At 46.5% G+C, this 26,459-nt stretch carries 24 protein-coding genes and 1 tRNA gene; 19 read left to right on the forward strand and 6 right to left on the reverse strand.

Annotated elements, in window-relative coordinates; translation table 11 throughout:
- Positions 1 to 19 precede the first annotated feature (19 nt).
- Positions 20 to 95, forward strand: a tRNA-Ala gene (locus DFR44_RS08120).
- Between the two features lie 173 nt (positions 96 to 268).
- Positions 269 to 1,603, forward strand: coding sequence for a tyrosine-type recombinase/integrase (locus DFR44_RS08125; RefSeq protein ID WP_133620904.1), 1,335 nt, complete (start codon positions 269 to 271; stop codon positions 1,601 to 1,603).
- A 14-nt stretch (positions 1,604 to 1,617) separates the two neighbouring features.
- Here the strand turns inward: DFR44_RS08125 and DFR44_RS08130 are convergent, their stop codons facing one another.
- From DFR44_RS08130 to DFR44_RS08150, 5 genes are all read right to left on the reverse strand, one after another.
- Positions 1,618 to 1,905: a hypothetical protein gene (locus DFR44_RS08130; protein ID WP_133620906.1), complete on the reverse strand. Its 288-nt coding sequence runs from the start codon at positions 1,903 to 1,905 to the stop codon at positions 1,618 to 1,620.
- The gene (locus DFR44_RS08135) at positions 1,892 to 3,205 is read right to left on the reverse strand and encodes a DNA cytosine methyltransferase (RefSeq protein ID WP_133620908.1); all 1,314 of its coding nucleotides are present in this window, start codon (positions 3,203 to 3,205) and stop codon (positions 1,892 to 1,894) included. Before DFR44_RS08135 ends, DFR44_RS08130 begins: the two co-directional genes overlap by 14 nt.
- Positions 3,206 to 3,207: 2 nt before the next feature.
- A complete protein-coding gene (locus tag DFR44_RS08140) occupies positions 3,208 to 4,725 on the reverse strand; it encodes a YqaJ viral recombinase family protein (protein ID WP_133620910.1) in 1,518 nt (505 codons plus the stop codon).
- The gene (locus DFR44_RS08145) at positions 4,712 to 5,392 is read right to left on the reverse strand and encodes a hypothetical protein (protein WP_133620912.1); all 681 of its coding nucleotides are present in this window, start codon (positions 5,390 to 5,392) and stop codon (positions 4,712 to 4,714) included. The genes DFR44_RS08140 and DFR44_RS08145 overlap by 14 nt, the downstream gene beginning before the upstream one ends.
- 248 nt (positions 5,393 to 5,640) lie before the next feature.
- Positions 5,641 to 6,375 (reverse strand): S24 family peptidase, encoded by a 735-nt coding sequence (locus DFR44_RS08150; RefSeq protein WP_133620914.1) that lies wholly within the window; start codon positions 6,373 to 6,375, stop codon positions 5,641 to 5,643.
- Positions 6,376 to 6,576: 201 nt separating this feature from the next.
- Here DFR44_RS08150 and DFR44_RS08155 point away from each other — a divergent pair, with 201 nt between their 5' ends.
- The 9 genes from DFR44_RS08155 (at position 6,577) to DFR44_RS08200 (ending at position 12,706) form a co-directional block, all read left to right on the forward strand.
- Positions 6,577 to 6,777 (forward strand): hypothetical protein, encoded by a 201-nt coding sequence (locus DFR44_RS08155; RefSeq protein ID WP_133620916.1) that lies wholly within the window; start codon positions 6,577 to 6,579, stop codon positions 6,775 to 6,777.
- An 8-nt stretch (positions 6,778 to 6,785) separates the two neighbouring features.
- Positions 6,786 to 7,016, forward strand: a complete 231-nt coding sequence (locus DFR44_RS08160; protein WP_162845213.1) for a helix-turn-helix domain-containing protein — start codon at positions 6,786 to 6,788, stop codon at positions 7,014 to 7,016.
- Positions 7,013 to 7,795 carry a helix-turn-helix domain-containing protein gene (locus DFR44_RS11670; RefSeq protein ID WP_246012089.1) on the forward strand — a complete coding sequence of 261 codons (783 nt, stop codon included), beginning with the start codon at positions 7,013 to 7,015 and terminating at the stop codon, positions 7,793 to 7,795. The genes DFR44_RS08160 and DFR44_RS11670 overlap by 4 nt, the downstream gene beginning before the upstream one ends.
- The gene (locus DFR44_RS08175; RefSeq protein WP_162845214.1) at positions 7,782 to 8,558 is read left to right on the forward strand and encodes an ATP-binding protein; all 777 of its coding nucleotides are present in this window, start codon (positions 7,782 to 7,784) and stop codon (positions 8,556 to 8,558) included. The genes DFR44_RS11670 and DFR44_RS08175 overlap by 14 nt, the downstream gene beginning before the upstream one ends.
- Positions 8,559 to 8,626: 68 nt before the next feature.
- A complete protein-coding gene (locus DFR44_RS08180; RefSeq protein ID WP_133620924.1) occupies positions 8,627 to 9,070 on the forward strand; it encodes a recombination protein NinB in 444 nt (147 codons plus the stop codon).
- Positions 9,063 to 9,740 carry a DNA methyltransferase gene (locus DFR44_RS08185; protein WP_211336923.1) on the forward strand — a complete coding sequence of 226 codons (678 nt, stop codon included), beginning with the start codon at positions 9,063 to 9,065 and terminating at the stop codon, positions 9,738 to 9,740. Before DFR44_RS08180 ends, DFR44_RS08185 begins: the two co-directional genes overlap by 8 nt.
- A 31-nt stretch (positions 9,741 to 9,771) precedes the next feature.
- Positions 9,772 to 10,488 (forward strand): helix-turn-helix domain-containing protein, encoded by a 717-nt coding sequence (locus tag DFR44_RS08190; RefSeq protein ID WP_133620926.1) that lies wholly within the window; start codon positions 9,772 to 9,774, stop codon positions 10,486 to 10,488.
- Positions 10,478 to 11,134, forward strand: a complete 657-nt coding sequence (locus tag DFR44_RS08195; RefSeq protein ID WP_133620928.1) for a hypothetical protein — start codon at positions 10,478 to 10,480, stop codon at positions 11,132 to 11,134. Before DFR44_RS08190 ends, DFR44_RS08195 begins: the two co-directional genes overlap by 11 nt.
- Before the next feature lie 3 nt (positions 11,135 to 11,137).
- Positions 11,138 to 12,706, forward strand: a complete 1,569-nt coding sequence (locus DFR44_RS08200; protein ID WP_133620930.1) for a hypothetical protein — start codon at positions 11,138 to 11,140, stop codon at positions 12,704 to 12,706.
- Positions 12,707 to 12,793: 87 nt separating this feature from the next.
- Here the strand turns inward: DFR44_RS08200 and DFR44_RS08205 are convergent, their stop codons facing one another.
- Positions 12,794 to 13,195: a DUF1398 domain-containing protein gene (locus tag DFR44_RS08205; RefSeq protein ID WP_133620932.1), complete on the reverse strand. Its 402-nt coding sequence runs from the start codon at positions 13,193 to 13,195 to the stop codon at positions 12,794 to 12,796.
- A 322-nt stretch (positions 13,196 to 13,517) separates the two neighbouring features.
- Between DFR44_RS08205 and DFR44_RS08210 the strand changes: the two genes are divergently transcribed.
- The 8 genes from DFR44_RS08210 (at position 13,518) to DFR44_RS08245 (ending at position 26,445) form a co-directional block, all read left to right on the forward strand.
- Positions 13,518 to 15,986, forward strand: coding sequence for a transglycosylase SLT domain-containing protein (locus tag DFR44_RS08210; RefSeq protein ID WP_133620933.1), 2,469 nt, complete (start codon positions 13,518 to 13,520; stop codon positions 15,984 to 15,986).
- Between the two features lie 107 nt (positions 15,987 to 16,093).
- Positions 16,094 to 19,090, forward strand: a complete 2,997-nt coding sequence (locus tag DFR44_RS08215; RefSeq protein WP_133620935.1) for a type I restriction endonuclease subunit R — start codon at positions 16,094 to 16,096, stop codon at positions 19,088 to 19,090.
- A 4-nt stretch (positions 19,091 to 19,094) separates the two neighbouring features.
- Complete coding sequence (locus tag DFR44_RS08220) at positions 19,095 to 20,285, forward strand: restriction endonuclease subunit S (protein WP_246012090.1); 1,191 nt, start codon at positions 19,095 to 19,097, stop codon at positions 20,283 to 20,285.
- Complete coding sequence (locus DFR44_RS08225; RefSeq protein ID WP_133620939.1) at positions 20,282 to 20,536, forward strand: hypothetical protein; 255 nt, start codon at positions 20,282 to 20,284, stop codon at positions 20,534 to 20,536. Before DFR44_RS08220 ends, DFR44_RS08225 begins: the two co-directional genes overlap by 4 nt.
- Positions 20,533 to 21,606, forward strand: a complete 1,074-nt coding sequence (locus tag DFR44_RS08230; protein ID WP_133620941.1) for an AAA family ATPase — start codon at positions 20,533 to 20,535, stop codon at positions 21,604 to 21,606. The genes DFR44_RS08225 and DFR44_RS08230 overlap by 4 nt, the downstream gene beginning before the upstream one ends.
- Before the next feature lie 2 nt (positions 21,607 to 21,608).
- On the forward strand, positions 21,609 to 23,216 hold the full coding sequence (locus DFR44_RS08235) for a type I restriction-modification system subunit M (RefSeq protein WP_133620943.1): 1,608 nt from the start codon (positions 21,609 to 21,611) through the stop codon (positions 23,214 to 23,216).
- Between the two features lie 136 nt (positions 23,217 to 23,352).
- Entirely contained in the window at positions 23,353 to 23,616 is a 264-nt protein-coding gene (locus tag DFR44_RS08240) for a PAAR domain-containing protein (protein ID WP_133620945.1), read from the forward strand.
- Between the two features lie 138 nt (positions 23,617 to 23,754).
- Complete coding sequence (locus DFR44_RS08245) at positions 23,755 to 26,445, forward strand: type VI secretion system Vgr family protein (RefSeq protein ID WP_133620947.1); 2,691 nt, start codon at positions 23,755 to 23,757, stop codon at positions 26,443 to 26,445.
- The last annotated feature ends 14 nt before the right edge of the window (positions 26,446 to 26,459 follow it).

The raw sequence follows: 26,459 nt of genomic DNA on the forward strand, positions 1-26,459 counted from the left end.
AGAAACAGAGAATCCTAATGGGGGATTAGCTCAGCTGGGAGAGCACCTGCTTTGCAAGCAGGGGGTCGTCGGTTCGATCCCGTCATCCTCCACCACCCTAGAAGTTAGGTCAAATTGGTGTTGAGCAAAAAAACTCTGTAGACCGCACTGTTACTGGTGTTGTCTTTAATTTAACATCATCGGCTGTTAGGAACGGTTATTTAAGGCTCCTTATTTTCAGGGTATATTTGCAACGAATATACCCACTCAATGAAAAGGATACCCTAAAATGCTCACAGACCGTACAATCAAAGGCTTTAAGCCAAATCCAGATAAACAATTTAAGAAATATGACAGTGATGGCCTCTTCATGCTCATCACACCCGCCGGAGGAAAACTCTGGCGTTTTCGTTATCTATTCAATCAAAAAGACAATACCATCGCTTTAGGAAAATACCCTGAAGTGAGTCTCCTAGACGCACGTCTCAAACGAGATGATTGCGCTCGTCTCATCGCAGAAGGTAAAGACCCTGCCGATTATAAAAAATCCAACTTTAAAATAAACACCTCAAATGCCAATGATGTCATTGCTTTTGAAAACGTCGCACTAGAATGGTTTGAAAAAAATCGCACCAATTGGTCAGAAGGTTATGCCTTTCGTACCAAACGCATCATTCTCGAAGACTTGGCATCCAAACTACACAAACCCATCAATGAAATTGAGTCGCCCGACGTATTGCGTTGCTTGGATTCAATCGAAGATCGAGGCACGACAGAAACGGCTATTCGTGCCCGTGCATTGTGCAGCCGAATCTTTCGTTATGGGGTGGCGCGTGGATATTGCAAGAGCGACCCTGCCGCTGTTTTAGTCGGTGCCATTGTGCCTAAGCCCGTGGTCAGTATGCCAGCGATTACAGAACCAAAAGCAGTGGGTCGACTGTTGCGTAATATCAGCAAGTATGATGGCTTTATTGTGCGTCATTACCTTCGTTTTGTGGCGTATGTGTTTTTACGACCAACCGAAGCACGCTTATTGGAGTGGACTGAAATCGACTGGGATAAAAAGATGATTGAAATCCCTGCCGAGAAAATGAAAATGGGGCTTCCCTTGTTGGTGCCCATGTCCGATCAAGTTGTCGCATTGCTCACGGCGATGAAAGCGGTGACAGGCCGCTACAAATATGTGTTTGCCTCTAAGGTGAAAGCCAATCGCTCCATCTCAGATGCCACCGCGCTCAAAGCCTTGCGTTTGATGGGTTATAAAGCCGATGAAATTGTGGTGCATGGCTTTAGATCGACGGCATCGACCAATTTGTATGAATCAAGGCTGTGGCGTGGTGAAGTGATTGAACGGCAATTGGCTCACGTCGAGCGCAACAAAGTAGTCAAAGCCTATAATCGTGCCCTGTACATTGAAGAGCGAACAGAAATGATGCAGTGGTATGCGGACTTTCTTGATGACTTAATGGCTGATCGGGTTCGCTCCATTGACTCGCTTGAGTCCATGCGAACGCGCCAAACGCCGCCGTCCATAGACACTGAAACAGACGAACGGGCAGAATTGGCGCGTTTGACAGCCAAATACCACACCACGGAGGCCGTTCAGCATCAATCCGTGGCTTGAAGACTGTAGCGCCGTTACAAGGGCGTGTCTTTTAAATAAGCACGCCATTGCGCCAAATCATACAAACCCATTGGATTGGGTTTGGGCGCGTCGGGATGGCTTTTACGAAACAGCTTGAGTTTAGATACACTGCAACCGAGCTGCATCGCCAGTTCTTTTTGCTGAATATAGGGCTGATTCGATGGGTTGCCCTGTGCCAAGAGTTGCTTTTCTAGGGCATCTATCTTTACAATCAGAGGCCTAATGGCCTCATTCACACTCGAACGGACGATTTGAGTGATGGTTTGTTCAATGGTACTCATGTGCCAGCTCCTTAATAAAATGGTTGATACGTTTGCCAATCCAGTGCATGACAGGAACGGCCATTGAGTTGCCCAAAGCGGCATAACGGGGAGAGTCCTTTGCGGGAGCCCCTCGGTAGCTCACGAGCGTATAGTGGTCGGGGAAACCTTGCAAGCGCTCACATTCAACTGGCATTAATCGCCGAACTTCATACGAATTGAATATAGCCACTTTTTCCGCGCTGGTGGTTAGTGTAGGGCTGATTTCTGTGCCAATGGGCATACTGACGGCTGCGCCTGCATTGGATTGGAATGAGACGGTGCGCACTTGTGTCAAATCAAACGCAACCGCATGGCGATCTGCACCGGTTAATGTGGGTGATAGCCCCACATCAACCCCGACACCGTTACCGCCATGTTGAGGCGAGCGATTAATAATATTGCCTCTAATGGCAATGACATCGGTCACTAAAGTTTCAGAACCCAAACCATTGGCCCCACCAGAAGCTCGCAGTGTGCCCGCGATGTGGGTTGGACTAAATTGTGCAAAGCCACTCTCACTGAATGCGGGTTGGCCTGCATTTAAGTTGTTTTCTGAATCACTCCCAATAGGGCTTGTTGTAACAGGGTTGGCAGTGCTTTGCCGCGAATCACGGCTCGGCGCAGAATGCCTGCACATGCTGTGGTGCTCAAATAATACTTGCGAGGGATCGAAGTCAGTTCGAGCACTTGAGACAACGAAGACACGTTCGCGTCGTTGGGCCAAGCCGAAATATTGGGCATCAAGAACCCGCCACGCGATCGTGCGTTTGTGTCCATACACACAACCAGATTTTGTCCAGCGTTTCCCTGAAGGGTGCAGTTCACACCCAGCCCCAGCCAACGCCCCCAAAAAACAGCCAAAGGCATTGTCTTTGGTGGTGAGCACACCTGGGACATTTTCCCATACTGCGATTGCAGGGGCTTGGTGTCGTGTCCGTCTAATAAGGTCAATGGCATCTAATATCTCCACATAGGTAAGGGTTAAGTTGCCCCGTGCATCTTGCAGACTGTCGCGATTGCCCGCTACACTAAAGGCTTGGCAGGGTGTGCCTCCCACTAAAACATCGGGTGCAACCACATCACCATTTAAGATTCGGCTTGACAATGCAGTCATGTCACCTAAATTGGGTACTAACGGATAATGAGAGGCCAACACCGCGCAAGCAAAGGGATTGATTTCGCTGAACCAACTCGCTTGCCAGCCTAAAGGTTGCCATGCAACCGTTGCGGCCTCAATACCACTGCACAGCGACCCATAATGAATCGAGGTGTTAGGCATGGTTATAACCCTCCAAACAAATATTCCAGTTCAGCGGTGTCTCTATCATAACCATGCGCATGGGCAAATTGAACGAGTAGGCGTAATTCCTCTTGCACATGAGCGGGTAATTCTGCACGCGGGGCTGATAAATCAACGACATGAGTTGTGTGTGGCCGTGTGGGTGCGCAAGGTGTCTCTTGCTCAAAGTATGTGCTTGAGACCTGCTGGACATGCTCAATGGCCGATTTCATGGCCATGGCTTCTTTGTGTGCTGCAATTCGTACCGTGACCAAAGCAGCGAAATCATCGCAAGCCTTATTGGCAATCACATTTAAATCACCAAACAAAAACCGAAACTCATTGAAATCGGCCAAGTACTCTAAATTGGTTTGCACGGTTTGTGCTTGTCGATTGGCTTGAATCTTTAGTCGAGCCAGTTCATCGGACAACGCGCTTCGCATACTTTCGCTGCTCTTCTTCCCTTTGATGACTTCTGCAAAGTGTGTGGGTATGGTGGCTAATGCCGCGCCTGCCAGTTGTGCATTTAAATCAAAAACATGGGCATTGAATGCTTGCTGGTTCTGCATGATTAAATTGGTTTTAATCATATCCTTTTGTGACTTGATTAAACGTTCTAAGGTCAGTCGTTTATTGCGCAGAGAGGCGGAAATATGATCGATGGTGCGCATCAACTCATCAATACTACCTGTTTGTGCCAACACGGCACTTTTGCTCATGGCCAGTTTGTCTTCTGCCTCTTTACAAAACTTGACCGACTTTTCAGCTTGCGCAAAGTCATCGTCAGTTTGTAAGTTGGTGTTGATTGTGGCAATGAATGTTTCTGCTGCTTGCTGATAAGTTTGTAGGTTGCTGGACTTCACCGTGCCGATGACTTCAAGATTTAAAGCGGGTAACGCTAAAATCTCGGTGGTATGGGTCACATTCGCGCCCGTTGTTGGCATATAGCTGGCCAAGTCTTGTTCAAACTGTTGCCAACCATCGCTTATTTGTTTCGCTAATTTTGAGTCGGATTCATACCAAAACACCACTTTATCAATCAACTGATCCGCCTGATCCCATTCAGAGGCCACAAACAGGCATCGAGAGGCTTGAGAAACCATCAGTTGTTGTTGCATTTGGATTTTATATTCTATGGGCACATCCTCTATTGAGCGACATGCTTTTAAAATCTGGTTGAGCATTTTGTGTTCAAAACACACGCGCTCGTCCATGGTTAAGCCATCAAACGATGCGCTGAGTTTGCCGCTGACACCTACGCAAGGGTAAAGCACTTCACCCACAATGCCTTGAGCAATGTGCTGACGTGCCAGAGCTTCGAATCGATGGCCTTGATCGAACATTTTTTGTGTAAATGCGGTACATTCCGGTTTGATGCCAGTGACGTATTCATGTAATAGAGCGGTACGTGACTTATGCGAAGATTGCGCCAACATGGCGGGCGCATCGCTGGCATTCCAATGGGTCAAACGATGGGTGTGCCATTCGGGTGTGCCTTGGGTGAGGTTAATGGTTTGCATGAGTGTGTTCTCCTAAAGTAGCCAATGCCGCTATTTGGGCAGTGCTGAGGGTGTAAGTGGTCTCAAGTTTGTGGCGAATGCTGTTGTGAGTTTGACCGTTTTGGATCAGGTTGAGCCAAGTTGGTAAATTGCGTTCAAATAATGCTTGAGGATAGGCGGGCTTATTGGCAGTGGGTGCAGTGTTTGACCAAGCTTCGTGCTTAGGCTGTAGATCAACAGGCTCTGGTTGTGTGAGTTGTGCGTCATGCCATAGCTCGAGTGCCGCTCCAAATCGCATGGCGGCATTACGAAGAGCATCGCCAATGGTTTCTTTGATGGCATTGCCACCCGACTTGCCATCGGCGTGCCCGTAGCCGAGACGGGTCAGACCACACACGGTCAATTCAATCCACAACCCACCTTGGGCATCAAATCGTGGTGTGCCATCTTGATTCATGACCAGGGGTTGCCAATTCCAAAGGGGATCAACGTCCAGCAGTCGCTTGGTCAATGCCGCATGACCGACATAGCGGATGTGTTGAGCGGGTAGGCTGTGATGGCCTCCACATAACTCACAATATTCAATCGGGTTGTTGGGATTCAAAGGCTTGGGCAGCAGCTTGATGTCATCCTTGGCAAATGGCAGTGATAATTTGTGTAGCTGTGTGGCCATAGTTGGGTCACGCATAAACGTCCTTTACTAAAATCAATGGAAAAGACCAAAGGGTTCGATTCAACTCTTTTCATCTTGTCGGTATAATTTTAGTTTCAAACTAAAATTAAATCAATTAAATATTTAGTTTATTGATTAAAATTTAGTTTTGTTTGCGTTTAGCCCATGGCTGGCGTATGTGTGACGGGTTGGCTGAATTAGGCCTAGCAAAACGCCCTCAAAACTGAGGGCGTGTTTATTTGAAGCTGTCAGAGATTAGGGGGTTAGGTCGGGACGCCAGAGATTTCAACGACCTTGCCGACGACACGAATGTAATCGTGGGCATATTCCATGGAGTATCGTTCGGTTTTGAATTGACTGTTATGAGAGCGCAAGACCAATTCGTTGGTATCGCTATCGATGTAAGCGTACTTGGTTTTACGGGTATCGTCATCGATGATGCAGTAAATCGATAAATCGAATTGTTCAAATAAATAATCGGCTTCTTGTGTTGTCCATCTGGGCAGTTCTGTCTTATCGGTATCAACTGCGATGCGCCAGTCATGGCGTATGACGGGCATCATTGATGTCCCTGTAGCCTTGAAGCGTTTGAGGGCTTCGGGTCGAGCTTGAATCTCTTTGAGCCATTGTTTTTTGTAGATGGCGGGCGTGCCTCCTTCTATTTCATCAAATCCCAATTCAGCATTAGCGGTAGCGCCGCAGCTAAAGCGCACATCATATTCTTTAATGGCGACAAACCCTTCAGGAATGCCATCTTCGGGGGCCAACACCATGACGGGTTGTCCCATATCAATGCTTTGTAGCACATCCATCCAACCACGTGGCAATTGGCGTGTTTCTTCGATGCGTCTTGCGAAATCATCGCCCATGTGAGCGCCCGCCAAAATCTGGCTGATCCAAGCGGCTGCTGTGTTGGTATCGTGAGCCAACTGTGTTTTAGACCCTCGTTTGACGGTCAATAGCTTCAGGTTGTTACGACGAATCTCAAAAACATCCATGACGCAATCCTTTAAATTTAGTTTATAGCTAATCATATCGTGTAAGTTTAAGTAAATCAAGGGATATTTTTTAGTAAATCGCTATTTAACTAAATCAAACGCCCAAAAATCAGAAGTTAAACTAAAATAAAATTGATTGAATTTTAGTTTTAAGTTAAACTTTGCCGTGTCAAATTTTAGTTTAAAGGATAAAAATTGGATATGCAGACATGGTGGAGTTCGCTAACTCCGAAAGAAAAAAAGAATAAAGCCAAGCAGGTTCCTGCGAATAAAAGTTATTTGGATCAGATTTCGACCCATCACGCAGTACCAAGTATTGCGATGGCGGTTCGCTTGACAGAAGTTTCAGGTGAGCAGATTCAATTTGGCACGTGGCGTGCTTATTCTAAAGTCAAGAAATGAGGGGATGTATGACGCGAAACGAAACGATTTTAAGTCATCTCAAAACTGGACAGCCCATCACCAATATGATGGCCACTCATCTTTACAAAATCACCAGTTTGCAAGAGGCTATTCGAGATTTGCGTTCGGAAGGGCATGTAATCCGTACGCACATGGAACACAAAAATGGTAAGCGTTATGGTCGCTATACCTTGCAGGTCATTGCGGGGTCTGATACCGCGCAGGCGAGTTTGCTATGAGTGTCAAGGTGATGTCGGCTGTCTTTGAGCGCTATCCGAATGGTGGTGGGGAAATGTTATTGGCTTTGGCATTGGCTGACCATGCGCATGATGATGGCACACATGTGTTTCCCAAGGTTGAAACCTTAGCCGAAAAAACCCGCCAGTCTGTGCGCAGCGTGCAATATCAATTGCGTTTAATGGAGGCATCGGGCTGGTTGATTCTTGTCAATAGCGGTAAAGGCGGGCGCAACTACACCCGAGAGTACCGTATTTGCAGTGATTGGATTAAGGGTGCAGAAATTGCACCGTTAAAAAAGGGTGCAAATGACGACGATAAAGGGTGCAATTTGACGCATAAAGGGTGCAAAACAGAGCAAGAAAGGGTGCAAACCATTGCACCCGCATATAACCATCAAGAACCATCATTAACCATCAAAGAATCATTAGACGATAAACCAGCGACGCCAACCAAGCCAAACAGCAAAGTTGGTTTGACGGTGGACGCATTGGTGGCCAAGGGGGTTGATGAGCAGGTGGCACTGGATTGGTTGAGTGTGCGCCGAGACAAAGGCAGCAAAGTGTTGAGCATTACGGCTTTGAAAGCGGTTGAACGAGAGGCAACGGCTGCTGGCTTGAGCTTATGCGAAGCGATCAAAGTGTCGATTGAGTTTAACTGGATTGGTTTCAGAGCGGCATGGTACGCCAGTCGGCATCGTGCCAATGCACCACCAGCTACCCGCACAACCAACACCCCACGCGATTATACGAAAGGGATTGATCCACATGGACGATTTTAAACCCACCGCTGTGCCCTCACAGCATCAAAAACTTGGAGAGGTTCACCGTGTTTGCCCAACGCACGGGGCATATGTGGCTGGTGTGTACCGATGGGGGGAGATGAGCTGTAAGTCTTGCCATGAGGCGGCATTAAAGGCGGCTGAACGTGCAGAGCAACAAGCCCGTCATGTGCTCCATATGTCGCAGCGAAGCCGTCACGCACGCAATGCGGCTCATATCCCGGAGCGATTTGCAGACCGCTTGTTGTCGAATTACATACCCGTATGCCCAGCCGCGCAGTATGCGTTAGAAGTCGCCGAGCGGTTTGTGAGTGAGTTCGGCACGGTTCAAACTCAAGGTCGCAGCCTGATTTTTTGTGGTCATGTGGGTAATGGTAAAACCCATCTGGCCATAGGCATCGCCCACGAGTTGATTAAGAAAATGCGTTATCCGTTGTTTATGTCGGTGCTCAATGCGGTGCGTCATGTCAAAGAAACGTGGCGTAAAGACAGTGTGCGCAGTGAGTCACAAGCCATTCGTGATTTTATTGAACCAGACCTATTGATTTTAGATGAAGTGGGTGTGCAGTTTGGTTCTGATACTGAAAAACTCATCTTGTTTGAAATCATTAATGGGCGCTACAACCGTAAAAAGTCCACCTTGCTGTTGAGCAATTTGATGGTGCAAGAGTTGTCGAGCTATCTGGGAGAACCCGTGATTGATCGGTTACGTGAAGGCGGTGGCATTGCCGTACCCTTTACTTGGGCATCGTATCGCGCATAAAGGGGAATTTAATATCATGAATGACCATTTAAACCGAGATAAAAACAACTCACTTGTGCGAGGCGCCCATGCCCAATAAAACTCAATTTATTGTGCTCAACGACGCCATTCGAGCGCGTGCCATCATTGCGCTAAAAAACTTACCGCTAGGCATGGCGGTCATCATGCAAGACAGTACACGCACACTCGCACAAAATGCAGCCCTGTGGCCCGCTTTGCGTGATGTGGCTGAACAAGTCTTATGGTGCGGTAAAGCACGCAGCAAAGAACAATGGAAGGACATTTTTACAGGGTCTTATTTTAAGGGCGAATACGTGCCCAATATCGATGGCACGGGTGTCATTGCTTTAGGCGCTAAAACCAGTCTTTTGAGTAAAAAAGAGTTTGCTGAGTTGCTCGAATACATTTATGCCTTTGGTGCCCAGCATCAAGTGCAGTTTAGGCGAGACCGCGCGTATTGGTTGGCCTATTACGACCGCTTAACGCAACCGAAGCGAGCTCGACATGCCTAAAATCAACCAAACACTACCGATGTCCTCATTTCATCACGATGCTGCTCGAATCCACCTGTATCAAATGGATTGCATGGCGTATATGGCTCAATTCCCAGATGGGTATTTTGATTTGGCCATTGTTGACCCGCCGTATGGCTTGCCTAAAACCGCCACGCACGGACGAGGCAAGCTCAAATCTCGTTTAATCAATAAAGACAATATCAGTCGTTGGGATGTTCAGCCGCCAGCGGCGTATTTTGAAGAGTTGTTTCGAGTATCCAAACAACAAATCATTTGGGGCGGCAATTACTTTAATTTACGTCCAACGCGCTGCGTGATTGCTTGGGATAAATGCCAACCATGGCCCAATTTTAGCCAAGTCGAGTTGGGTTGGACATCGTTTAACAAGCCAGCTCCCTTGTTCAAATGCAGCAATCGCAAAGGTAAAAAAATACACCCAACGCAAAAGCCGATTGAGTTGTACGAATGGCAGCTTAATAAATTCGCCCGAGCAGGCGACAAAATTTTAGATACCCATTTGGGCAGTGCATCGAGTGCAATTGCGGCCTACAAACTCGGGTTTGAGTTTCATGGGACGGAGCTGGACGAAGACTATTTCAACAGCAGTGTTGAGCGGTTCAAGCAGGCCATGATGCTGTATGAGCCGAGTGTATGGGGTGTGAAATGAAAAGACAAATCATGAGTATAGGAGGTGCCGTATGGCCGTGATACAAAAAAGCGTCAAACAAGACAGGCTGTTTAGAGAAGTGGGTAAAACGCTCAGGGCCGTTCGTTATCAATTGAAATACTCACTGGATGACGTCGCCGTGGGTACGGGGTTGAACAAATCAAAAATCAGCGAAATGGAAACCAATCAAGTGCCCATCAATTTGTACGCATTTGATGCCCTGTCAAATTTTTATGGGGTCTCCATGGACTACTTGGTGGGGCGCTCTGCTGAACCAGAAGAGTTACGCAGTGCCGCCACCTACACCAAAATTTTTAAAGACACCTTGATGGGGCATTTAAATGCCATCGCCATCATGTCTGCCAGTGCCATCGTGAACTCACGAGAAGGTGCCGAGTCAGCATTGGCCTATAAGGCCGAATGTGAGCGCGTGATTGATTCATTTCATCGTTTCATTGAGTTGAATCCTGAATTTGAAGAGATGCGCGGCAGTGCAACCTTAGCCGCCAAAATAGAGCAACTGCGGGTACACGTCAATCGCCACCAGCATGAAGAGGTTAAACTCAAAATGTCCTCCGACCCATCTGATTGGATACGTGCCATCGGCATTACCAAAAAAGCACTGTCACAAATGGATGGGGGCTTAAGTGATAACGATTTATTGATAGTCAGCCATGCCTTATCAAAAGCTGCACAGCAAAGCAATGCCACACTGTGCCTGTTCGAGGAGAATAGTCGTGACACATGATGCCAAACTCAACGCCTCTAAGCCACGTAAGATTCGGGTGGCCAAAAAACCAACCAGCACAGCGATTCAAACGCATCTCGATAAAGTACGAGTACCTGCACCCAAACAGAATGACTATGCGCATGGTCATGGTCGAACATCATTATACAAACCTGAATATGTCGCGGCCATGCTCAAATATTTTGATGACGGTTTGCAACGTTGCTTTGAAGTAGGGGAAGACGCCCAAGCCAATAGCAAAATCATTGCCACCGATTTTGTGACATTTAATGGCTTTGCAAGAACCATTGGCGTGAGTGAATCCACACTCAAAAACTGGGCTCATGCTGTGCACGAAGATGGCACGCTCAAATATATAGAGTTTTTTCACGCTTATGGGCTATGTAAAGACATCCAAATTGACTTGGTGATTCGTGGCGGTTTGACGGGTGCGTACAAGAGTGGATTTGCCACATTAGCCGCCATGAACATCGCGGGCTGGAAAACCCAAGCCGAAACCACCAACGAACATCACCACACGGGTGAATCGGTAGAACGTTTGCGCAAAATCACCGAAGAAAACCAACGCAAATCACAAGAGATGATGAGTCGAGTTGCACAAAGACGTGAAACAGCACAGTCGGGAACGACCAACCACAAAGGGTAAACCGTGCCCCCCAATCTATTGAACGACCCGCGCTATGAACGTTTTGTGGATTTATTTCAAAATGACCCACTCGCCTTTGTGATGGGCGTGTGCACAAGCCTGGTCAGTGATGACCAACGCGAGTTACTCGAAGCCATTAAGCCCAATACCGCGAAGGTATCGGTGGTCTCGGGGACTGGTACGGGTAAAACGAATATGTATGGTCGGATTGCCTTGTGGCACATGCTGTGTTTCCCAGTGGCATATTACGATGGTAAATATGAAATAGGCAGCAACACCTACATTGGTGCCGCTAAAGTTGAGCAAGTGGCAGAGGGCGTATGGAAAGAAATGAACGATGCACTGTTACAAATCAAGCAGGGCGAGTTTGCTTGGATTGTCGACTACATACAGGCGCAAACCGATAGTTTTTATATCAAAGGCTACAAGACCCAGTGGTTTATTCATAAGTTCGCCATGCAAAAGGGCAGCGCGGTTAGTATTGCGGGTAAACACCGTTATTGGCAATTGATTATTGTTGATGAAGCCGCTGGTGTCGCTGATGAACACTACGATGTCATCAATGGCACTCAAACCCAAGGCGGCAACCGCACGTTATTGGCCTCACAAGGGGCGCGTAACGCTGGATTTTTTTACAACACGCATCATAATTTATCGATTACTAATGGTGGCAATTGGCATGACTTGCGGTTTTCGAGTGAAAATTCACCATTTGTCACATTGGAGTGGCTCAAGAATGTCGAGTTTGAAAGCGGCGGCAAAGACAGTGTGGAATATCGAGTCCGTGTGCTGGCTCAGTTCGCTGAAAATGAACATGACAACTTACTCACGCGAGCAGCCCTTGAATCTTGCTTTAAACAGAGCAGCCCCATTCACGCAAGTGAAGCATGGGGTTGGTTGCTATTGGTCGATGTGGGCATGGGTGAATATCGTGATGATTCTGTGTGTGTTTTAGCCAAAGTCTGTGGTGATGAGGACTTTGGGGACAATGCCCGTCGAGTTGAATATGTTGGGATTCCCATTTGCACCAACAGCAAAGACATGACCGATTTTAGGGGGCTGGTCAGTGAGGTGTATAACAGCGTGTCCAATGCCACGATTGTGGTGGATGCAGGCGGTGCGGGAGCCGAGTTTGCCAAATTATTGGAACGAGACGGTAAAAACGTCAAGCGCGTCAATTGGGGCAATCCTTGTTTTAAAAAGGCATACAAGAACCGATATTTTAATTTGAGGGCGTGTGCCATGGTTCGGTTCAGGGATGCGGTGCGTCAAGGCCGAGTCAGCATCACGCCTAATCTTGAGCGGATTCTTAAAAACAAAATGTTATTGCAAGGCTCGCGTTTGCCCTACAGTTTTACCGAGGAAGGTGTTTTACGCTACAAAATGATGGGTAAAAATGAAATGCGCGCCAAAGGCATCAAATCCCCTGACATCATTGACGCGATGAGTTTTGTGTTTTTAGAGGATGTGTTTTACAACGTCTCGGATGCCGCGCTTGATGATGGTGAGCAAGGCGTGGTGGCACAAGATTATCTTGAACAGGCCAAGGCGTTATTTGCAGATGTGGAATAAATGGCGCGAGCAGATTGACACAGAAGAGCAGCATTGTGATGCGATGTCGTCATCAACATAAGCAACGCAGACAACGCATCTGGTTATTTAATATGGGCCAGCATCTGGAATCGGTTCAATCAAAATGTCTTGTCCCGTACTATCCAGATAAATGCACTTCAGATTCACAATATCTGTGCGCCAGTATTGAACGCCAGCATCAGCCGCCTGTTGGCAAAACGTTAAAAAATCAGTTTGTCCTTGTTGATGAATGGTGATGGTATGGCGAAGGGCATTGGCGTTGGCAGGGCTTGTAATAGTTTTAGTTTCATATTTGGCAGGCGCGTCCAAGCGTGTGCCATCAACAGAAAAATATTCAGAATGCCCATCTGTCACGTAAAAATCATAGTGAGACATGCCCAAGGCCTTTAAGTCTTGCACATAACGAGGGAAGTCCGCGCCAGATTTTACTTTGGCATGGGTCTGGGCGATGATTTCAAGAGTAAGCATGATTATTTTTTTCTATAAAGTATGTTGGGTGGCTTCAATGACTCGACGTTTTAGTGTGTTGTCGCTCAAGCTATAAATTATAACTAAACCCTACACACCGTTGGCTGAGTATCCACAAATTCCGTGAATAACCCTGTGGATAAAACTTGGAAAACCACAAAAAAGCTTTGCGTTTCAAGGGGGCAACATAGATTGTCTAAAATTTAGCCATTTTAGATGGGAAGCAAAGAGTGGCTGCAATTGGCGCTTAAAACGAACCCTCATTTTTTCACCTCAAACACCCACTTAAAATAAGCCTTTAGCGAATCAAGCGAAGGCAATAATGACACTCAAACACGATAAAGACGGATTTTTAGTGGGGCGAGGTGGAAAAGATATTTTAGAACTCATACATGACAATACCGAAGACATACTCGAACATGTAAAAGCCATGACACAGACGCCAACCGTTCGCAAACTTCACATTGGCTTAAAACTACCCAAACCCACAACCCCGCAAGCGGCCACGTCTAAACCCCAACATTCAACACAACATCAGCGTCATCGAGATGCCACAGGTCGTTTTATCAAACGAGCCCCCAATACCAGCACCCAAAACAAAAAGCGCAATCAAAACCAAGCCGCTGCGCTTAAAGCACAACAAGAACAAATCAAATGGCTCAAGCGCATCGCCAAACAACCACCAACAGACCAAAGCTATAAACCTATTGCCAATGCGTTGACAGCCAAAGGACTCAATCGAGCGGCCATTGACTTTGCGCAAGGTGAACGGATAGACCGCCGTACCGCCACAACAGCCTCCACTTCAAAAGGAGTGTTGAGTAGACCTAAAAAGCTATTGGGTGGCCTCGCGCGAATCGGGGGGCGCTTCATGCGTAAGCTCCCCGTACTGGGTACATTGTTGGGACTGGGCACCGCAGCTTGGCAAATGTCACAAATCAATAGAGCAGACATGCCAGACACACAAAAAGGGCAACAAAAAGCATCGCTATTGGGACGCTTAGGTGGTGGGCTTGCGGGCAGTTCAGCAGGTGCAATTGCAGGAGGTATTGCAGGTTCAATTATCCCTGGTATAGGCACGGCAATTGGTGGAACGCTAGGCGCCATAGTTGGAGGCATTGCAGGCGAACCCATCGGTCAAGCCCTAGGCGAATGGTTGAAACAAACCGATTGGCAACGCGCGTGGGATAAAACACGCCAAGACATGAGCGCTATGGTCAGTCAAAGCACACGCGCCATGAGTCAATACGCAAATGATGCGTTTGAAGGTTTCAAAGCCACTTTCCCCGTCATCACGAACCAGATACAAGAAATGGCACAAGCGGTAAAGAATGCAAGTGAAAACCTTCTATCCAAAGTCATTGAAGGCGCGCAAAGTGCGCAACAAAGCTTCAACGGGCAGAATATCCAAGGGGCGAATCCAGATGGTACACTCACTACAGCCCAAACCATAGGCTCAACAGTGGGCCAAATTGGTCGAGCAGGGGTTGACTGGCTAAAATCAAAAAACCCGTTTAATTACGATGGGCTTAAACTCAAAGCTGGAGCCACCAATGGTGGTACAACGGCCAATGGTGTCACCGCCATGATACATGCGGTCAATGACCGATTGGGTCAAGACATCGTGCATCACGCCTCCCTAAATGACAAGTACCACCATCAAAACATAGGCTATCACTCACTGCATAAGGACGGCCTTGGATTTGACACCACATTCGAATCAGCCAATCAAATGCAAGCCAAAGGGCTCACCAATGGGCAGAACACCGCCGCCAAACAACGCTATACTCAAATCAAGCAATATGTCGAATCCATGGGCTTTACGGTTGGTGGCAAAGGCACCGATGTTGAGCTCATAGACGAGTACAACAAGAGCTCCAAAAAGGCCACAGGCGGACACATTCATTTCGCATTCCGCAATCAAGAGGCCGCCAAAAGATATGAGGACATGGTGCGCCACGGTCAATCAACAGTTCGTCCAGCCACGCAAGCACCAATGGTAGGCCCGACCCCCGCCAATACTCAAATCATTCGCCCCAAAGGAGCCAAAGGATTTTTGACGATAGACCAACTCAATCAAACCTTCGCTTTAGATGACAAGCTGGGTTTATTAAAAGGCACAGTCGCAGGTCAAATGTATCAAGAAAGTAAACTAGACCCTAAAGCAGTGAGTCGCAGTGGTGCCAGAGGCTGGGCACAAATCATGCCAGCGGTTCAAGCGGGTCATGAGCAAAATGCCAAGAGGGCATTCAATCCTGCGAATTTTGAAGATGCCCTCAAAATGCAAGAGATGAGTTTAAACACCTTCCGCTATAAGAATGGTCGACGTTCGCAGGGGAAGGTGTCGGATGAAGCCATGTTCAGAGGCTATAACGGCGGTTGGAAAGGTCAAGCAGGCCAGCTAAATGGCGTGGAGAACCGACAGTATTACGCCAAGGTTATGGCTGGTCGGCAAGAGGTCTTAGCAGCAATGAACGCATCACACGCACTACCTAAAGCACAAACCCGGTTGCAACCGACCCGCTATCCAATCGCTAAAATCAGCAGCAGTTTACACACGCCCCTGCTGCAACCTGTAGCCGCAATCAAGATTCAAACCCCAGTCGTTGCGACACAAGCCATAGCGATTCCCACTGTCAAAGCCACACCCGCATCAAGTCAACACAGAACCTTGGTCAGTCAAGACGCCAGTGCAGCCCAAGCCCCTTACTTGGTGCATAAAAGTCTGTCGCAAAGGGTCTCACATGACAAAATTGCTTGGGTTGCTTCTGGTGGTATTGGGATGGGGTAACAATTGCACAGGTATATTGCTAAAGTCTACGCAAAATTTCATGTTCAATCGGTATAATGCACAACGATTAAAAGCAATCAACTCAACCTGAAAAGTGCCGTTTGCCAATGAAAGAACTACAAATCGAAGCCGCCTTGATTGAAAAGCTCAAAGAGTTAAAATATCACTATCGCCCAGACATTCGAGACCGAGATACCCTCGAACGTAACTTTCGTGCAAAATTTGAAGCGCTGAACAAAGTCAATCTAACCGATGCCGAATTTGCTCGGCTGCGTGATGAAATTGTCAACGCCGACGTATTCACAGCCGCCAAGACACTCCGCGAGCGTAATACATTCATGCGAGAAGATGGCACACCGCTGCAATACATGCTGGTCAACATCAACGACTGGTGTAAAAACGAATTTGAAGTCATCAACCAGTTAAAAATCAACACAGACAACAGCCATCACCGCTACGATGTCATCTTGCTCATCAATGGCGTTCCTGTGGTACAAATTGAGCTTAAAACCCATCAAATTGTCACACGGCGCGCGATGGAACAGATTGTCAATTACAAAAATGATCCAGGCAACGGCTATACCAACACCTTGCTTTGTTTCATGCAGCTATTCATTGTCAGTAATGAAAGCAATACCCTTTATTTCGCTAATAACCACAATCAGCATTTCAGTTTTAATGCCGACGAGCGATTCTTACCCATCTACCAGTTGGCAGACGAAGACAACAAAAAAATCGCGCACTTGCACGACTTCGCCGATAAGTTTTTAGCCAAATGCACCTTGGGGAAAATGATAAGCCGCTACATGGTTTTAGTCGCCAGTGAACAAAAACTGCTGATTATGCGCCCCTATCAAATCTATGCTGTGCAAGCAATAGTTGACTGTATACACCAAAACCGAGGCAATGGCTATATTTGGCACACCACTGGCAGCGGCAAAACCCTCACCTCCTTCAAAGCCTCGACCCTGCTCAAAGACAACCCAGAAGTTGAAAAATGTCTATTTGTCGTTGACAGAAAAGACCTCGACCGCCAAACCCGTGAAGAATTTAACAAATTCCAAGAAGGCTGCGTCGAAGAAAACACCAACACCGAGACACTGGTGCGGCGGATGCTATCCGAAGACTACGCCGATAAAGTCATCGTCACGACCATTCAAAAATTAGGGCTGGCATTAGACGAGAACAGCAAACGCAATAAACAACACAAAGACAAAGGTCAAATCACTTACAAAGAGCGCCTAGAGCCTCTGCGCAACAAGCGCATCGTCTTTATTTTTGATGAATGTCACCGCTCGCAGTTTGGCGAAAACCACAAAGCCATCAAAGACTTTTTTCCAAATGCGCAACTATTCGGCTTCACAGGTACGCCGATTTTTGAAGAAAACGCCACCTTCAAACAAATTGACGGCACGGTTGGCACCTATAAAACCACCAAAGATATATTCGAGAATGAGCTTCACGCCTACACCATCACCAACGCCATTGATGATAGAAATGTCTTGAGTTTTCATATTGACTACTTCGGGAAAAACAAAGGCGAAGACAAACAGCCTAAAAAGGGCGAGACTCCGCCGCCTGAAGTGGTGATTCGTGAAATACTAAACAAGCACGATTCTGCGACCAATCATCGTCGATTTAACGCGGTTTTAGCCACAAGCTCCATCAACAGTGCGATAGAATATTTTGACAAATTCAAAGCCATACAAGCACAAAAACAAGCTGAAGACGACAGCTTCAAACCACTGAACATCGCCTGCGTGTTTTCGCCCCCAGCCGAGGGCAACAAAGACGTACAACAAATTCAAGAAGACCTGCCGCAAGAAAAGCAAGACAACTCAGTCGACCCCGACCAAAAGAAAAAAGCGCTCATCCGCATCATTGCCGACTACAACGCGCAATATCGCACCAATCACACCATCAACGAATTTGACTTGTACTATCAAGACGTACAACAACGCATCAAAGACCACAAATACAGCAACCAAGACTACGCCCATCACAACAAAATCGACCTTGTGATTGTCGTTGATATGTTGCTCACAGGTTTTGACTCCAAATACCTCAACACCCTATACGTCGACAAAAATCTTAAATATCACGGACTCATTCAAGCGTTTTCACGCACCAACCGCGTCCTCAACGACACCAAACCTTGGGGCAACGTACTCGACTTTCGCGGTCAAGAAGAAGCGGTCAACGAAGCGATTAAATGTTTCTCAGGCTCAAACAAAGACCGCGCACGTGAAATATGGTTGGTTGAACCCGCCCCTGAAGTCATTGATAAGCTCAAAGAAGCCGTCAACCAATTAGAAACCTTTATGCAAGTTCAAGGGCTAAACTGCACCCCTGAACAAGTGGTCAACATAAAAGGCGACACCGCCCGAGCAGAATTTGTCACCAAATTCAAAGAAATACAACGCCTAAAAACACAGCTTGACCAATATACCGACCTCACCGACGTGCACAAGGCCGATGTCAACACCATCATGCCCGAAGACACCTTAAGGGCATTTAAAGGACAATACCTCGAAACCGCCGAACGCTTAAAAACACTGCAAGACAAACAAGATCCGACCATAGACCCAGCCATTCAACAACTGGACTTTGAACTCGTGCTCTTCGCCTCCGCCGTGATTGACTACGACTACATCATGGGCTTGATAGCCAAATCTACCCAGGCCAGCGGCAAACACAAAATGAGCCGCACGCAACTGGTCGAACTCATCAGCTCCAGCGCCAACCTAATGAACGAGCGAGACGACATCATCGCCTACATCGACAGTTTAACGGTCGGCGAAGTACTCAGCGAGCAAGCCATTCGAGACGGCTACCTTGCATTTAAAGCCAACAAATTCGCGCAAGAACTCGCCACCATCGCCAACGCATACGGTTTACAAGCGACATCATTACAAGCATTTGTTGATGGCATCATGAACCGCATGATATTCGATGGCGAACAACTCACCGACCTGCTTGAACCTTTGGATTTGGGCTGGAAAGACCGCCGCATTAAAGAACTCGCGCTCATGGACGACCTTATCCCCGTGCTGAACAGGCTGGCACAAGGGCGCGAGATTTCGGGATTAAAAGCGTATGAGTAAAAACATGAACACAAAGTTGACACCTAGACTTCGGTTTCCTGAGTTTCGGGATGCGGGGGAGTGGGAGGTGAAATTCTTAGGTGAAATCTCAAAAATTTCCACAGGCTCATCAAACCGTGAGGATTCTACCTCCGCTAGTGGAGCATATACTTTTTTCGACCGTTCTCAAGAAATTAGAACCAGTGATATCTATTTATTTGATGGGGAAGCGGTTATTGTTGCTGGTGAAGGTCAGGAGTTTATTCCGAAATATTTTTGTGGTAAGTTTGACTTGCACCAGAGAACGTATGCAATTATGGATTTTCAGTTAAGTTTCGGACTCTATTTGTTTTATTACATTTATCAATTTAGAGCATATTTTTTAAAACAAGCGGTTGGCTCGACAGTTAAGTCCTTGCGTTTGCCGATGTTTCAAAAAATGGCTATAGCTCTACCTAGTCTTAACGAGCAACAAAAAATCGCTGATTGTCTCTCCAGCCTTGACGAACTAATTACAGCGCAAACCCAAAAAATTGAGGCATTGAAGTTGCATAAAAAAGGCTTGATGCAAAAGTTATTTCCAGCCGAGGGCAAAACTGTACCTGAATTAAGGTTTCCTGAGTTTCATGGGACGTGGGATGCGTATACATTAAAGGATATTGCTCAAATAACATCAGGAGGCACTCCAAATCGTGCAGAGCCTGATTTTTGGAATGGTTCAATTCCTTGGGTGACAACTTCGTTGATTGACTTCAACACCATCGACAATGCGGAAGAGTTTATTACGGTCGAAGGGTTAAGCAACTCATCAGCAAGACTGTTTCCGAAGAACACTTTACTTATGGCTATGTATGGGCAGGGTAAAACGCGCGGAAAAGTCGCTCTGTTAGGCATTGAAGCCACGACTAACCAAGCATGTGCGGCGATTATGCTTAACAAAGAGGTTGATGTTGGTTTTGTGTTTCAAAATTTAGCATCTCGCTATGATGAAATTCGCAAATTGAGTAACGAAGGCGGTCAAGAAAACCTTAGTGCTGGACTGATTAAAATGATTAAATTAACTCTTCCAAGTATTGCGGAACAACAAAAAATCGCCGATTGCCTATCCAGCCTTGACGACCTGATTACAGCGCAAGTCCAAAAGATTGAGGCGTTGAAGTTGCATAAAAAAGGCTTGATGCAGGGTTTGTTTCCTAATGATGAGGTGACTTTATGAAAGTAGAGCCATTCAAATCAGGCGGGTGGCGAGTCCAGTATCCATACAAAAGTTTTGAACCTGCGCTCGTGAACGTAATTGAGCGTGTCATTGCGGGCTTGCCCCGCAATCTCCTTGCAAGAAGATGCCGTGTCAAGCACGGCATGACCATTGATTATTCAGCGCAAGTCCAAAAAATTGAGGTATTGAAGTTGCATAAAAAAGGCTTGATGCAGGGGTTTTTTCCGAATAACGATGAGGTGAACATATGAACTTACAAGAAATATCTCAGCAGTTAACTCAGATGAGCGAATCCATAATCCTTGTTTTTGCGTTTAATGGCACAGGAAAAACCCAGTTGTCTGTCGCATACAAAAATGAAACTAAAGATTCCAATAATGGGAGTCATACTGGTGTCTACTACAATGCTTATAGTGAGGATTTGTTTGTTTGGGACAATGATGAAAATAATGGCGGGGACAACATTCGTCTAAAAATATTGCCAAGCAGCTTGAATAAATTTCACAGTTTTTTGTCTGAAAATGAGGATTTGATTTTGGATAAGCTTTCGGCTTATAACCCTCAATATCGCTACAGACTTAACCTTTATAATGATGTTGAGAAAGGTATTGAGTCAGTCACTTTTTTTGTAGAAGGCGCGGACGACATCCCCATTAAAATTTCACGCGGTGAAGAACGCATTTTTGTTTGGTGTTTTTTTCTAGGGCTTTTGGAAGTTGATGGCTGGGCAGATGTGCAAAATGCACATATTTTTATTGATGATCCAGTATCAAGTCTTGATGAACACAATATTTTCATAACTGCTGATACATTATTCAAACAAATTGAAAATCATTACTTGAAAAAGAAAATCATCATTACAACGCATCATATTGGTCTGTTTTCTATTTTGGTCACACGCCTTACCAAAGGCGAAAAATCTGATCGCTATAAACACTTAACTGGGCTTCGAATATTAAAGAGAATAGGTGAAGAGTTAAGTCTTGAGACTCCCAAAAAAAATGTATTTCTCTATCATTTACATTTGTTACAAGTGCTAGAAGAGGCTAAAAACACTCAACTTTATACGTATCATTTTGCTTTATTAAGGCAGCTTCTTGAAAATGTAGCTTCTTTTTTGGGTACAGGAAGAATCGGGCACACATTGGAATTAATTGGTGTTGATGATGTTGACAAGGCGGTAAATGTTGTACATACGCATTCGCATAAAGATGCATATTATAGCCAAACAGAAATGATGAATCCTGCTGATCAAAATTTTTTCCACGACATATTTGAAAAGCTCAAAACCAAATATCAATTTGTATTTCACGCGAGTTAACTATGACCGAATCACAACTTAACCAATTGGGTAATACCCTGTGGGCGATTGCCGATGATTTACGCGGCTCGATGAACGCCGATGATTTCCGTGATTACATGCTGTCGTTTTTGTTCTTGCGTTATTTGTCGGACAATTACGAATCAGCGGCTCAAAAGGAGCTGGGTTCAGACTATCCAGTTTTAAATGAAGACGACCGACGCGCGCCCTTGGCGGCGTGGTATGCGGCGAATGCGGATGATGTGGCTGAGTTTGAGAAACAAATGCGCCGCAAGGTGCATTATGTGATTGAGCCTGCGCATCTGTGGAGCAGCATCGCGGAGATGGCGCGGGTGCAAGATGGCGAGTTGTTGCACACGCTGGAAAGTGGGTTCAAATACATTGAAACGCAATCATTCGATAGGGCGTTTCAAGGACTATTCTCTGAAATTAATTTGAATTCTGAGAAGCTGGGTAAAAAGTACGAGGAGCGCAATGCCAAGTTGTACATCATCATCAGTAAAATCGCGGAGGGCATTGCAGGCTTTTCGACCAATAGCGATATTTTGGGTGATGCGTATGAGTATTTGATTGGGCAGTTTGCGGCGGGTTCGGGTAAGAAGGCGGGCGAGTTTTATACACCGCAACAGATGTCTGATATTTTGTCGGGCATTGTCACGCTCGACAGCCAAGACCCTTCAATGGGCAAAAAGAAAAAACTCGATAAGGTGCTCGACTTTGCTTGTGGTTCGGGTTCGTTGTTGCTTAATGTGCGTAAGCAATTGGGCGCGCATGGTGTGGGTAAAATTTATGGACAAGAGTCGAATATCACCACGTATAACTTGGCGCGCATGAATATGCTGTTGCATGGGGTGAAAGACACCGAATTTGAAATTCACCACGGCGATTCGCTCAAGAATGATTGGGATATTTTGAGCGAAATGAATCCCGCGAAAAAATTGCAGTGTGATGCCGTGGTGGCGAATCCGCCGTTTAGTTATCGTTGGGAACCATCCGAAGCACTCGGTGAGGATTTTCGGTTTAAGAGTTACGGGCTTGCGCCAAAGTCTGCGGCTGACTTTGCCTTTTTGTTGCATGGTTTTCATTTCTTGAGTGAAGAAGGGACGATGGCGATTATTTTGCCGCACGGGGTTTTATTCCGTGGCGGTGCTGAGGAGCGCATTCGCACTAAGTTGCTTAAGGATGGCAATATTGACACGGTGATTGGCTTACCTGCGAATCTGTTTTTCTCGACAGGGATTCCCGTGTGTATTTTGGTGCTGAAGAAGTGTAAAAAATTCGATGATGTGTTGTTTATCAACGCCAGCGAGCACTTTGAAAAAGGTAAACGCCAAAATCGCCTCGCGCCAGAGCACATTGACACCATCATTTCAACGTATCAATTCCGTACCGAAAAAGAACGCTACTCGCGCAGGGTGTCGATGGAGGAGATTGAGAAAAATGATTTTAATTTGAATATCTCACGCTACATCAGCACGGCGGTCGCGGAGGAAGCGATTGATTTAGGAGCCGTTAATCGTCAACTAATGGCTTTGGAAGCAGACGTGATTAAGGCCAAAGATGCACACAATGAGTTTCTTAAGGAACTGGGTTTGCCGCCTTTGCCTTGAGCATGAATGGAGAATGTCACATCTAAACCTAGAATTAACGCCTAGAGCGACCCGTGAAACATGCTTTTAAGTTGCATTGTATTTTGAACGCATGTACATTTATAACGAGTTTACCCAACAAAACAGGAGTTTAAACATGGCATACCCCGTCTCACGCTTAGGCGACACATCTGATCATGGCGGCACGATTATCACCGCTTCCCCTACATTTGATGTCGATGGAGTGCATGTGGCGCGAATTGGAGACATTTTAGATTGCCCTGAGCATGGACAAAATCCAATAATAAGTAGCCTTGTAACAGATTCACTGGATGAAGGCCAACCCTTGGCTCATGTTGGCTCTAAAACCGCCTGCGGCGCAACAATTGTTACGGGTTGTTCAACGTTTAAAATTGAGTAATTCAATATATTGTTCTTGTTAAAGGGAGACTTTCAAAAATAATGCGCATCAAGAGCTTGCGCGGTATTGTATAGCATGTTAAAGTGAAGAGAGGATTAGACGAACTTTACAATAAAACAACAAGGGAGTAATTCATTAATGAACCCGCTAGACCTATTTGGGCGTCATCGTAATCTTGCGATTACCAGTGCCGCGATACCGAGCATCATAGAAGGCGTCCACAGCTTAGACGTCATCAAGATAGAAGGAAAAGAAACACTTAACGGTCCGGATGAATTGTTTAGTTACACCCTTCTGCTCAAGACCCCAAGCGAGCTGTCTGTCATACCTACCCAAGTATTATTACAATCGTTTGACTTGTCGAGTTTTCTAGGCAAACAAGCCACTGTCCATATTGCATTGGATGACTCACGTGTCTCAGGCATTAGTGGGGTGAGAGAAATTACGGGTATTATTTCCAGTGCCCAGTTTAAAAGGGTAGCGGAGCGCAGTTTAATATTCGAAATTAAGCTGATAGACTGGCTTTCTCTTGGCAAGCTCAACACAGATTACGCCATACACCAAGACAAGACCCCGATAGATACGATTGTTGACACGCTCAACAGCACATTTCCTTATATGTTCGAGAATAGAACAAACAACTCATATCCAGAGCGCGACTATTGTGTTCGGATGGGGGAGGATGCGGCCACATTTGTAAAACGCTTGTGCCAAGAATACGGGATTAATCTACATTACGAGCACAAAAACGGTGCCGCCAAGTTGATTCTGAGTGATGGGAATAACGCCTTTAAGCCTGTTTCAAGTCCAGCATTTAGAACCATACGCTACCATGCAGACCCTCATGCGATTAACGAAGAGCACTGGCACAGCTTCAGCCCCGCCCGAAGCTTGACAACGGGAGCGGTGAGCTACCGCGACCATGACTACATGCAGCCGAATGCGACCAATGAAGTGATACGGCAAGACCCGCAACGCAATGCAGGTGGTGATATGGTCAACCATGGCAACTTCGAACAATACCACTTTCACAGCGATGCGTTTGCCAACACAGTTCAACCTTTAGCAGGCCGACAAAAGACACAAACCGACCCTGTTGCAGAAGGTCAACTGTTCACGCTACACCACTTGCAAAGTATACAGCAATTTGGCGATAGAGCAACGGCTCAAGGCAATATTCGTGGTGTTGAAGTAGGCTCCTGCTTCACGCTCACAGACCACCCAATGGCCAAAGTCAATATGGACTACGTTGTGGTAGAAAGCAAGCTGTTGATTGAAGAGATTGCCTCAGAAACCCAACGAGACAGTTACGAAGCGCAAAAATGGTTGGTTCAAAACACGGTGGAATTGCAACCGACGAACGTACCCGTGCGCCCACCGAGAACAATTGTAAAACCACGCGTGTACGGCGTTGAAATTGCCAAGGTAGTGGGTGATGGCGGCAACAATTCAATTTGGACGGACGAACAAGGTCGTATCAAAATAGCTTTCCCGTGGCATAGAGAAGATCCAAAAAACCAATATTCATCGTGCTGGGTTCGCGTAGTGAACAGTGCCGCCGGCAACCAACAAGGCAGCATGCACCTGCCCCGAATCAACGATGAGATTTTAATCAGCTACATTGGAGGCGATCCGGATTTACCGATATGCACGGGGCGCGTACACAACGGCATGAACAAGCCCTCATGGCAACTGCCCAAGAACCAAGCACTCAGTGGCTATCGCAGCCGCGAACTCAAGCCAGGCAATCAAGCCAGCGGAAGAAGCAATCACCTGATTTTAGATGACTCAGCCGATGCCATCCAATTGCAGATAAAATCCGATGCCGACCACAGCATGCTCAGTCTTGGGCAAGTGACGCGGATTGATGACAATGAAGGCCTAAAAGACAAACGGGGCGAGGGTGCCGAATTGCGCACCGATGGCAAAATGGCGTTGCGTGCCAATAAAGGTATGCTCATTACCACACAAGGTCGTGCTGCGGCAGAAAGTCACATCACGGATTTGGATGAAGCGGCCAGCGCGCTTAAAAAGGCGCACAGCCAAGTCAAAGCAACGGGTGAAGCGGCGGCAGAGCATCAGGCGTTTGACACAAGCGCAGATGCACAGGCACTTGAGGACGTGGTTAAACAGCAAAATGACGACATCAAACCACCCGCCAGCAAAGAACCATTCCCTGAGTTGGCCTCGCCTCACTTAGTCGTGCATTCAGTGGCAGGGTTAGAGACCGTCACCCCTGAAAGTACACACGTATACAGCGGAGAACACCTAGCGTTGACAACAGGCAAACATGTCAGCATGAGCATTGGTCAACGTTTGCTCGCCAGTGCCATGAATGGCATTCGCTTGTTTGCTCAAGCCTCCGGCATCAAGCTGTTTGCAGCAGCAGGAAAAGTCGAGATTCAAGCTCAGTCCAATGACATCGATATCATCGCCGATAAAGTGTTGAAAGTTATTTCTGCAAAAGACTCGATACAAATAGCAGCCTCTAAAGAAATCCTCTTGACCGCAGGCGGGTCTTACCTCAAGATCAATGGGGGTGGGTTTGAATACGGTACCAACTCAGCGTTTACAGTATATTCGGCCTCCAAATCATTTTCAGGGCCAAGGAGCTTGCCGTATAAATTCCCAACGAATTTATTTAATGATGAAATGTATGTTGTTAAAGACAAAATGGGTAAACCTGTTGCAGGCTTCGCATATAAAATTTCAACATCTTCGGGTAAAACGTATTATGGCCACACCAACGAAAAAGGTGAAACACAACGAATACATACTGGTGGGCGCGTTGATGCCCTTAAGATAACGGCCGACGACCGTGAAGATTAAAGAAAGGACATAAA

This window comes from Hydromonas duriensis (genome assembly GCF_004363775.1).
In the GTDB taxonomy this organism is placed as follows: domain Bacteria; phylum Pseudomonadota; class Gammaproteobacteria; order Burkholderiales; family Burkholderiaceae; genus Hydromonas; species Hydromonas duriensis.

Excerpts from the sequence above, each read along its gene's own strand:
- DFR44_RS08180 (WP_133620924.1), top strand. The coding sequence starts at position 8,627 with ATGCCCAATAAAACTCAATTTATTGTGCTCAACGACGCCATTCGAGCG.
- DFR44_RS08145 (WP_133620912.1), bottom strand. The coding sequence starts at position 5,392 with ATGCGTGACCCAACTATGGCCACACAGCTACACAAATTATCACTGCCA.
- DFR44_RS08215 (WP_133620935.1), top strand. The coding sequence starts at position 16,094 with ATGAAAGAACTACAAATCGAAGCCGCCTTGATTGAAAAGCTCAAAGAG.
- DFR44_RS08210 (WP_133620933.1), top strand. The coding sequence starts at position 13,518 with ATGACACTCAAACACGATAAAGACGGATTTTTAGTGGGGCGAGGTGGA.
- DFR44_RS08245 (WP_133620947.1), top strand. The coding sequence starts at position 23,755 with ATGAACCCGCTAGACCTATTTGGGCGTCATCGTAATCTTGCGATTACC.
- DFR44_RS08190 (WP_133620926.1), top strand. The coding sequence starts at position 9,772 with ATGGCCGTGATACAAAAAAGCGTCAAACAAGACAGGCTGTTTAGAGAA.
- DFR44_RS08235 (WP_133620943.1), top strand. The coding sequence starts at position 21,609 with ATGACCGAATCACAACTTAACCAATTGGGTAATACCCTGTGGGCGATT.
- DFR44_RS08175 (WP_162845214.1), top strand. The coding sequence starts at position 7,782 with ATGGACGATTTTAAACCCACCGCTGTGCCCTCACAGCATCAAAAACTT.
- DFR44_RS08130 (WP_133620906.1), bottom strand. The coding sequence starts at position 1,905 with ATGAGTACCATTGAACAAACCATCACTCAAATCGTCCGTTCGAGTGTG.
- DFR44_RS08155 (WP_133620916.1), top strand. The coding sequence starts at position 6,577 with ATGCAGACATGGTGGAGTTCGCTAACTCCGAAAGAAAAAAAGAATAAA.
- DFR44_RS08230 (WP_133620941.1), top strand. The coding sequence starts at position 20,533 with ATGAACTTACAAGAAATATCTCAGCAGTTAACTCAGATGAGCGAATCC.
- DFR44_RS08125 (WP_133620904.1), top strand. The coding sequence starts at position 269 with ATGCTCACAGACCGTACAATCAAAGGCTTTAAGCCAAATCCAGATAAA.
- DFR44_RS08160 (WP_162845213.1), top strand. The coding sequence starts at position 6,786 with ATGACGCGAAACGAAACGATTTTAAGTCATCTCAAAACTGGACAGCCC.
- DFR44_RS08240 (WP_133620945.1), top strand. The coding sequence starts at position 23,353 with ATGGCATACCCCGTCTCACGCTTAGGCGACACATCTGATCATGGCGGC.
- DFR44_RS08140 (WP_133620910.1), bottom strand. The coding sequence starts at position 4,725 with ATGCAAACCATTAACCTCACCCAAGGCACACCCGAATGGCACACCCAT.
- DFR44_RS08135 (WP_133620908.1), bottom strand. The coding sequence starts at position 3,205 with ATGCCTAACACCTCGATTCATTATGGGTCGCTGTGCAGTGGTATTGAG.
- DFR44_RS08205 (WP_133620932.1), bottom strand. The coding sequence starts at position 13,195 with ATGCTTACTCTTGAAATCATCGCCCAGACCCATGCCAAAGTAAAATCT.
- DFR44_RS08220 (WP_246012090.1), top strand. The coding sequence starts at position 19,095 with ATGAACACAAAGTTGACACCTAGACTTCGGTTTCCTGAGTTTCGGGAT.
- DFR44_RS08225 (WP_133620939.1), top strand. The coding sequence starts at position 20,282 with ATGAAAGTAGAGCCATTCAAATCAGGCGGGTGGCGAGTCCAGTATCCA.
- DFR44_RS08185 (WP_211336923.1), top strand. The coding sequence starts at position 9,063 with ATGCCTAAAATCAACCAAACACTACCGATGTCCTCATTTCATCACGAT.
- DFR44_RS08150 (WP_133620914.1), bottom strand. The coding sequence starts at position 6,375 with ATGGATGTTTTTGAGATTCGTCGTAACAACCTGAAGCTATTGACCGTC.
- DFR44_RS11670 (WP_246012089.1), top strand. The coding sequence starts at position 7,013 with ATGAGTGTCAAGGTGATGTCGGCTGTCTTTGAGCGCTATCCGAATGGT.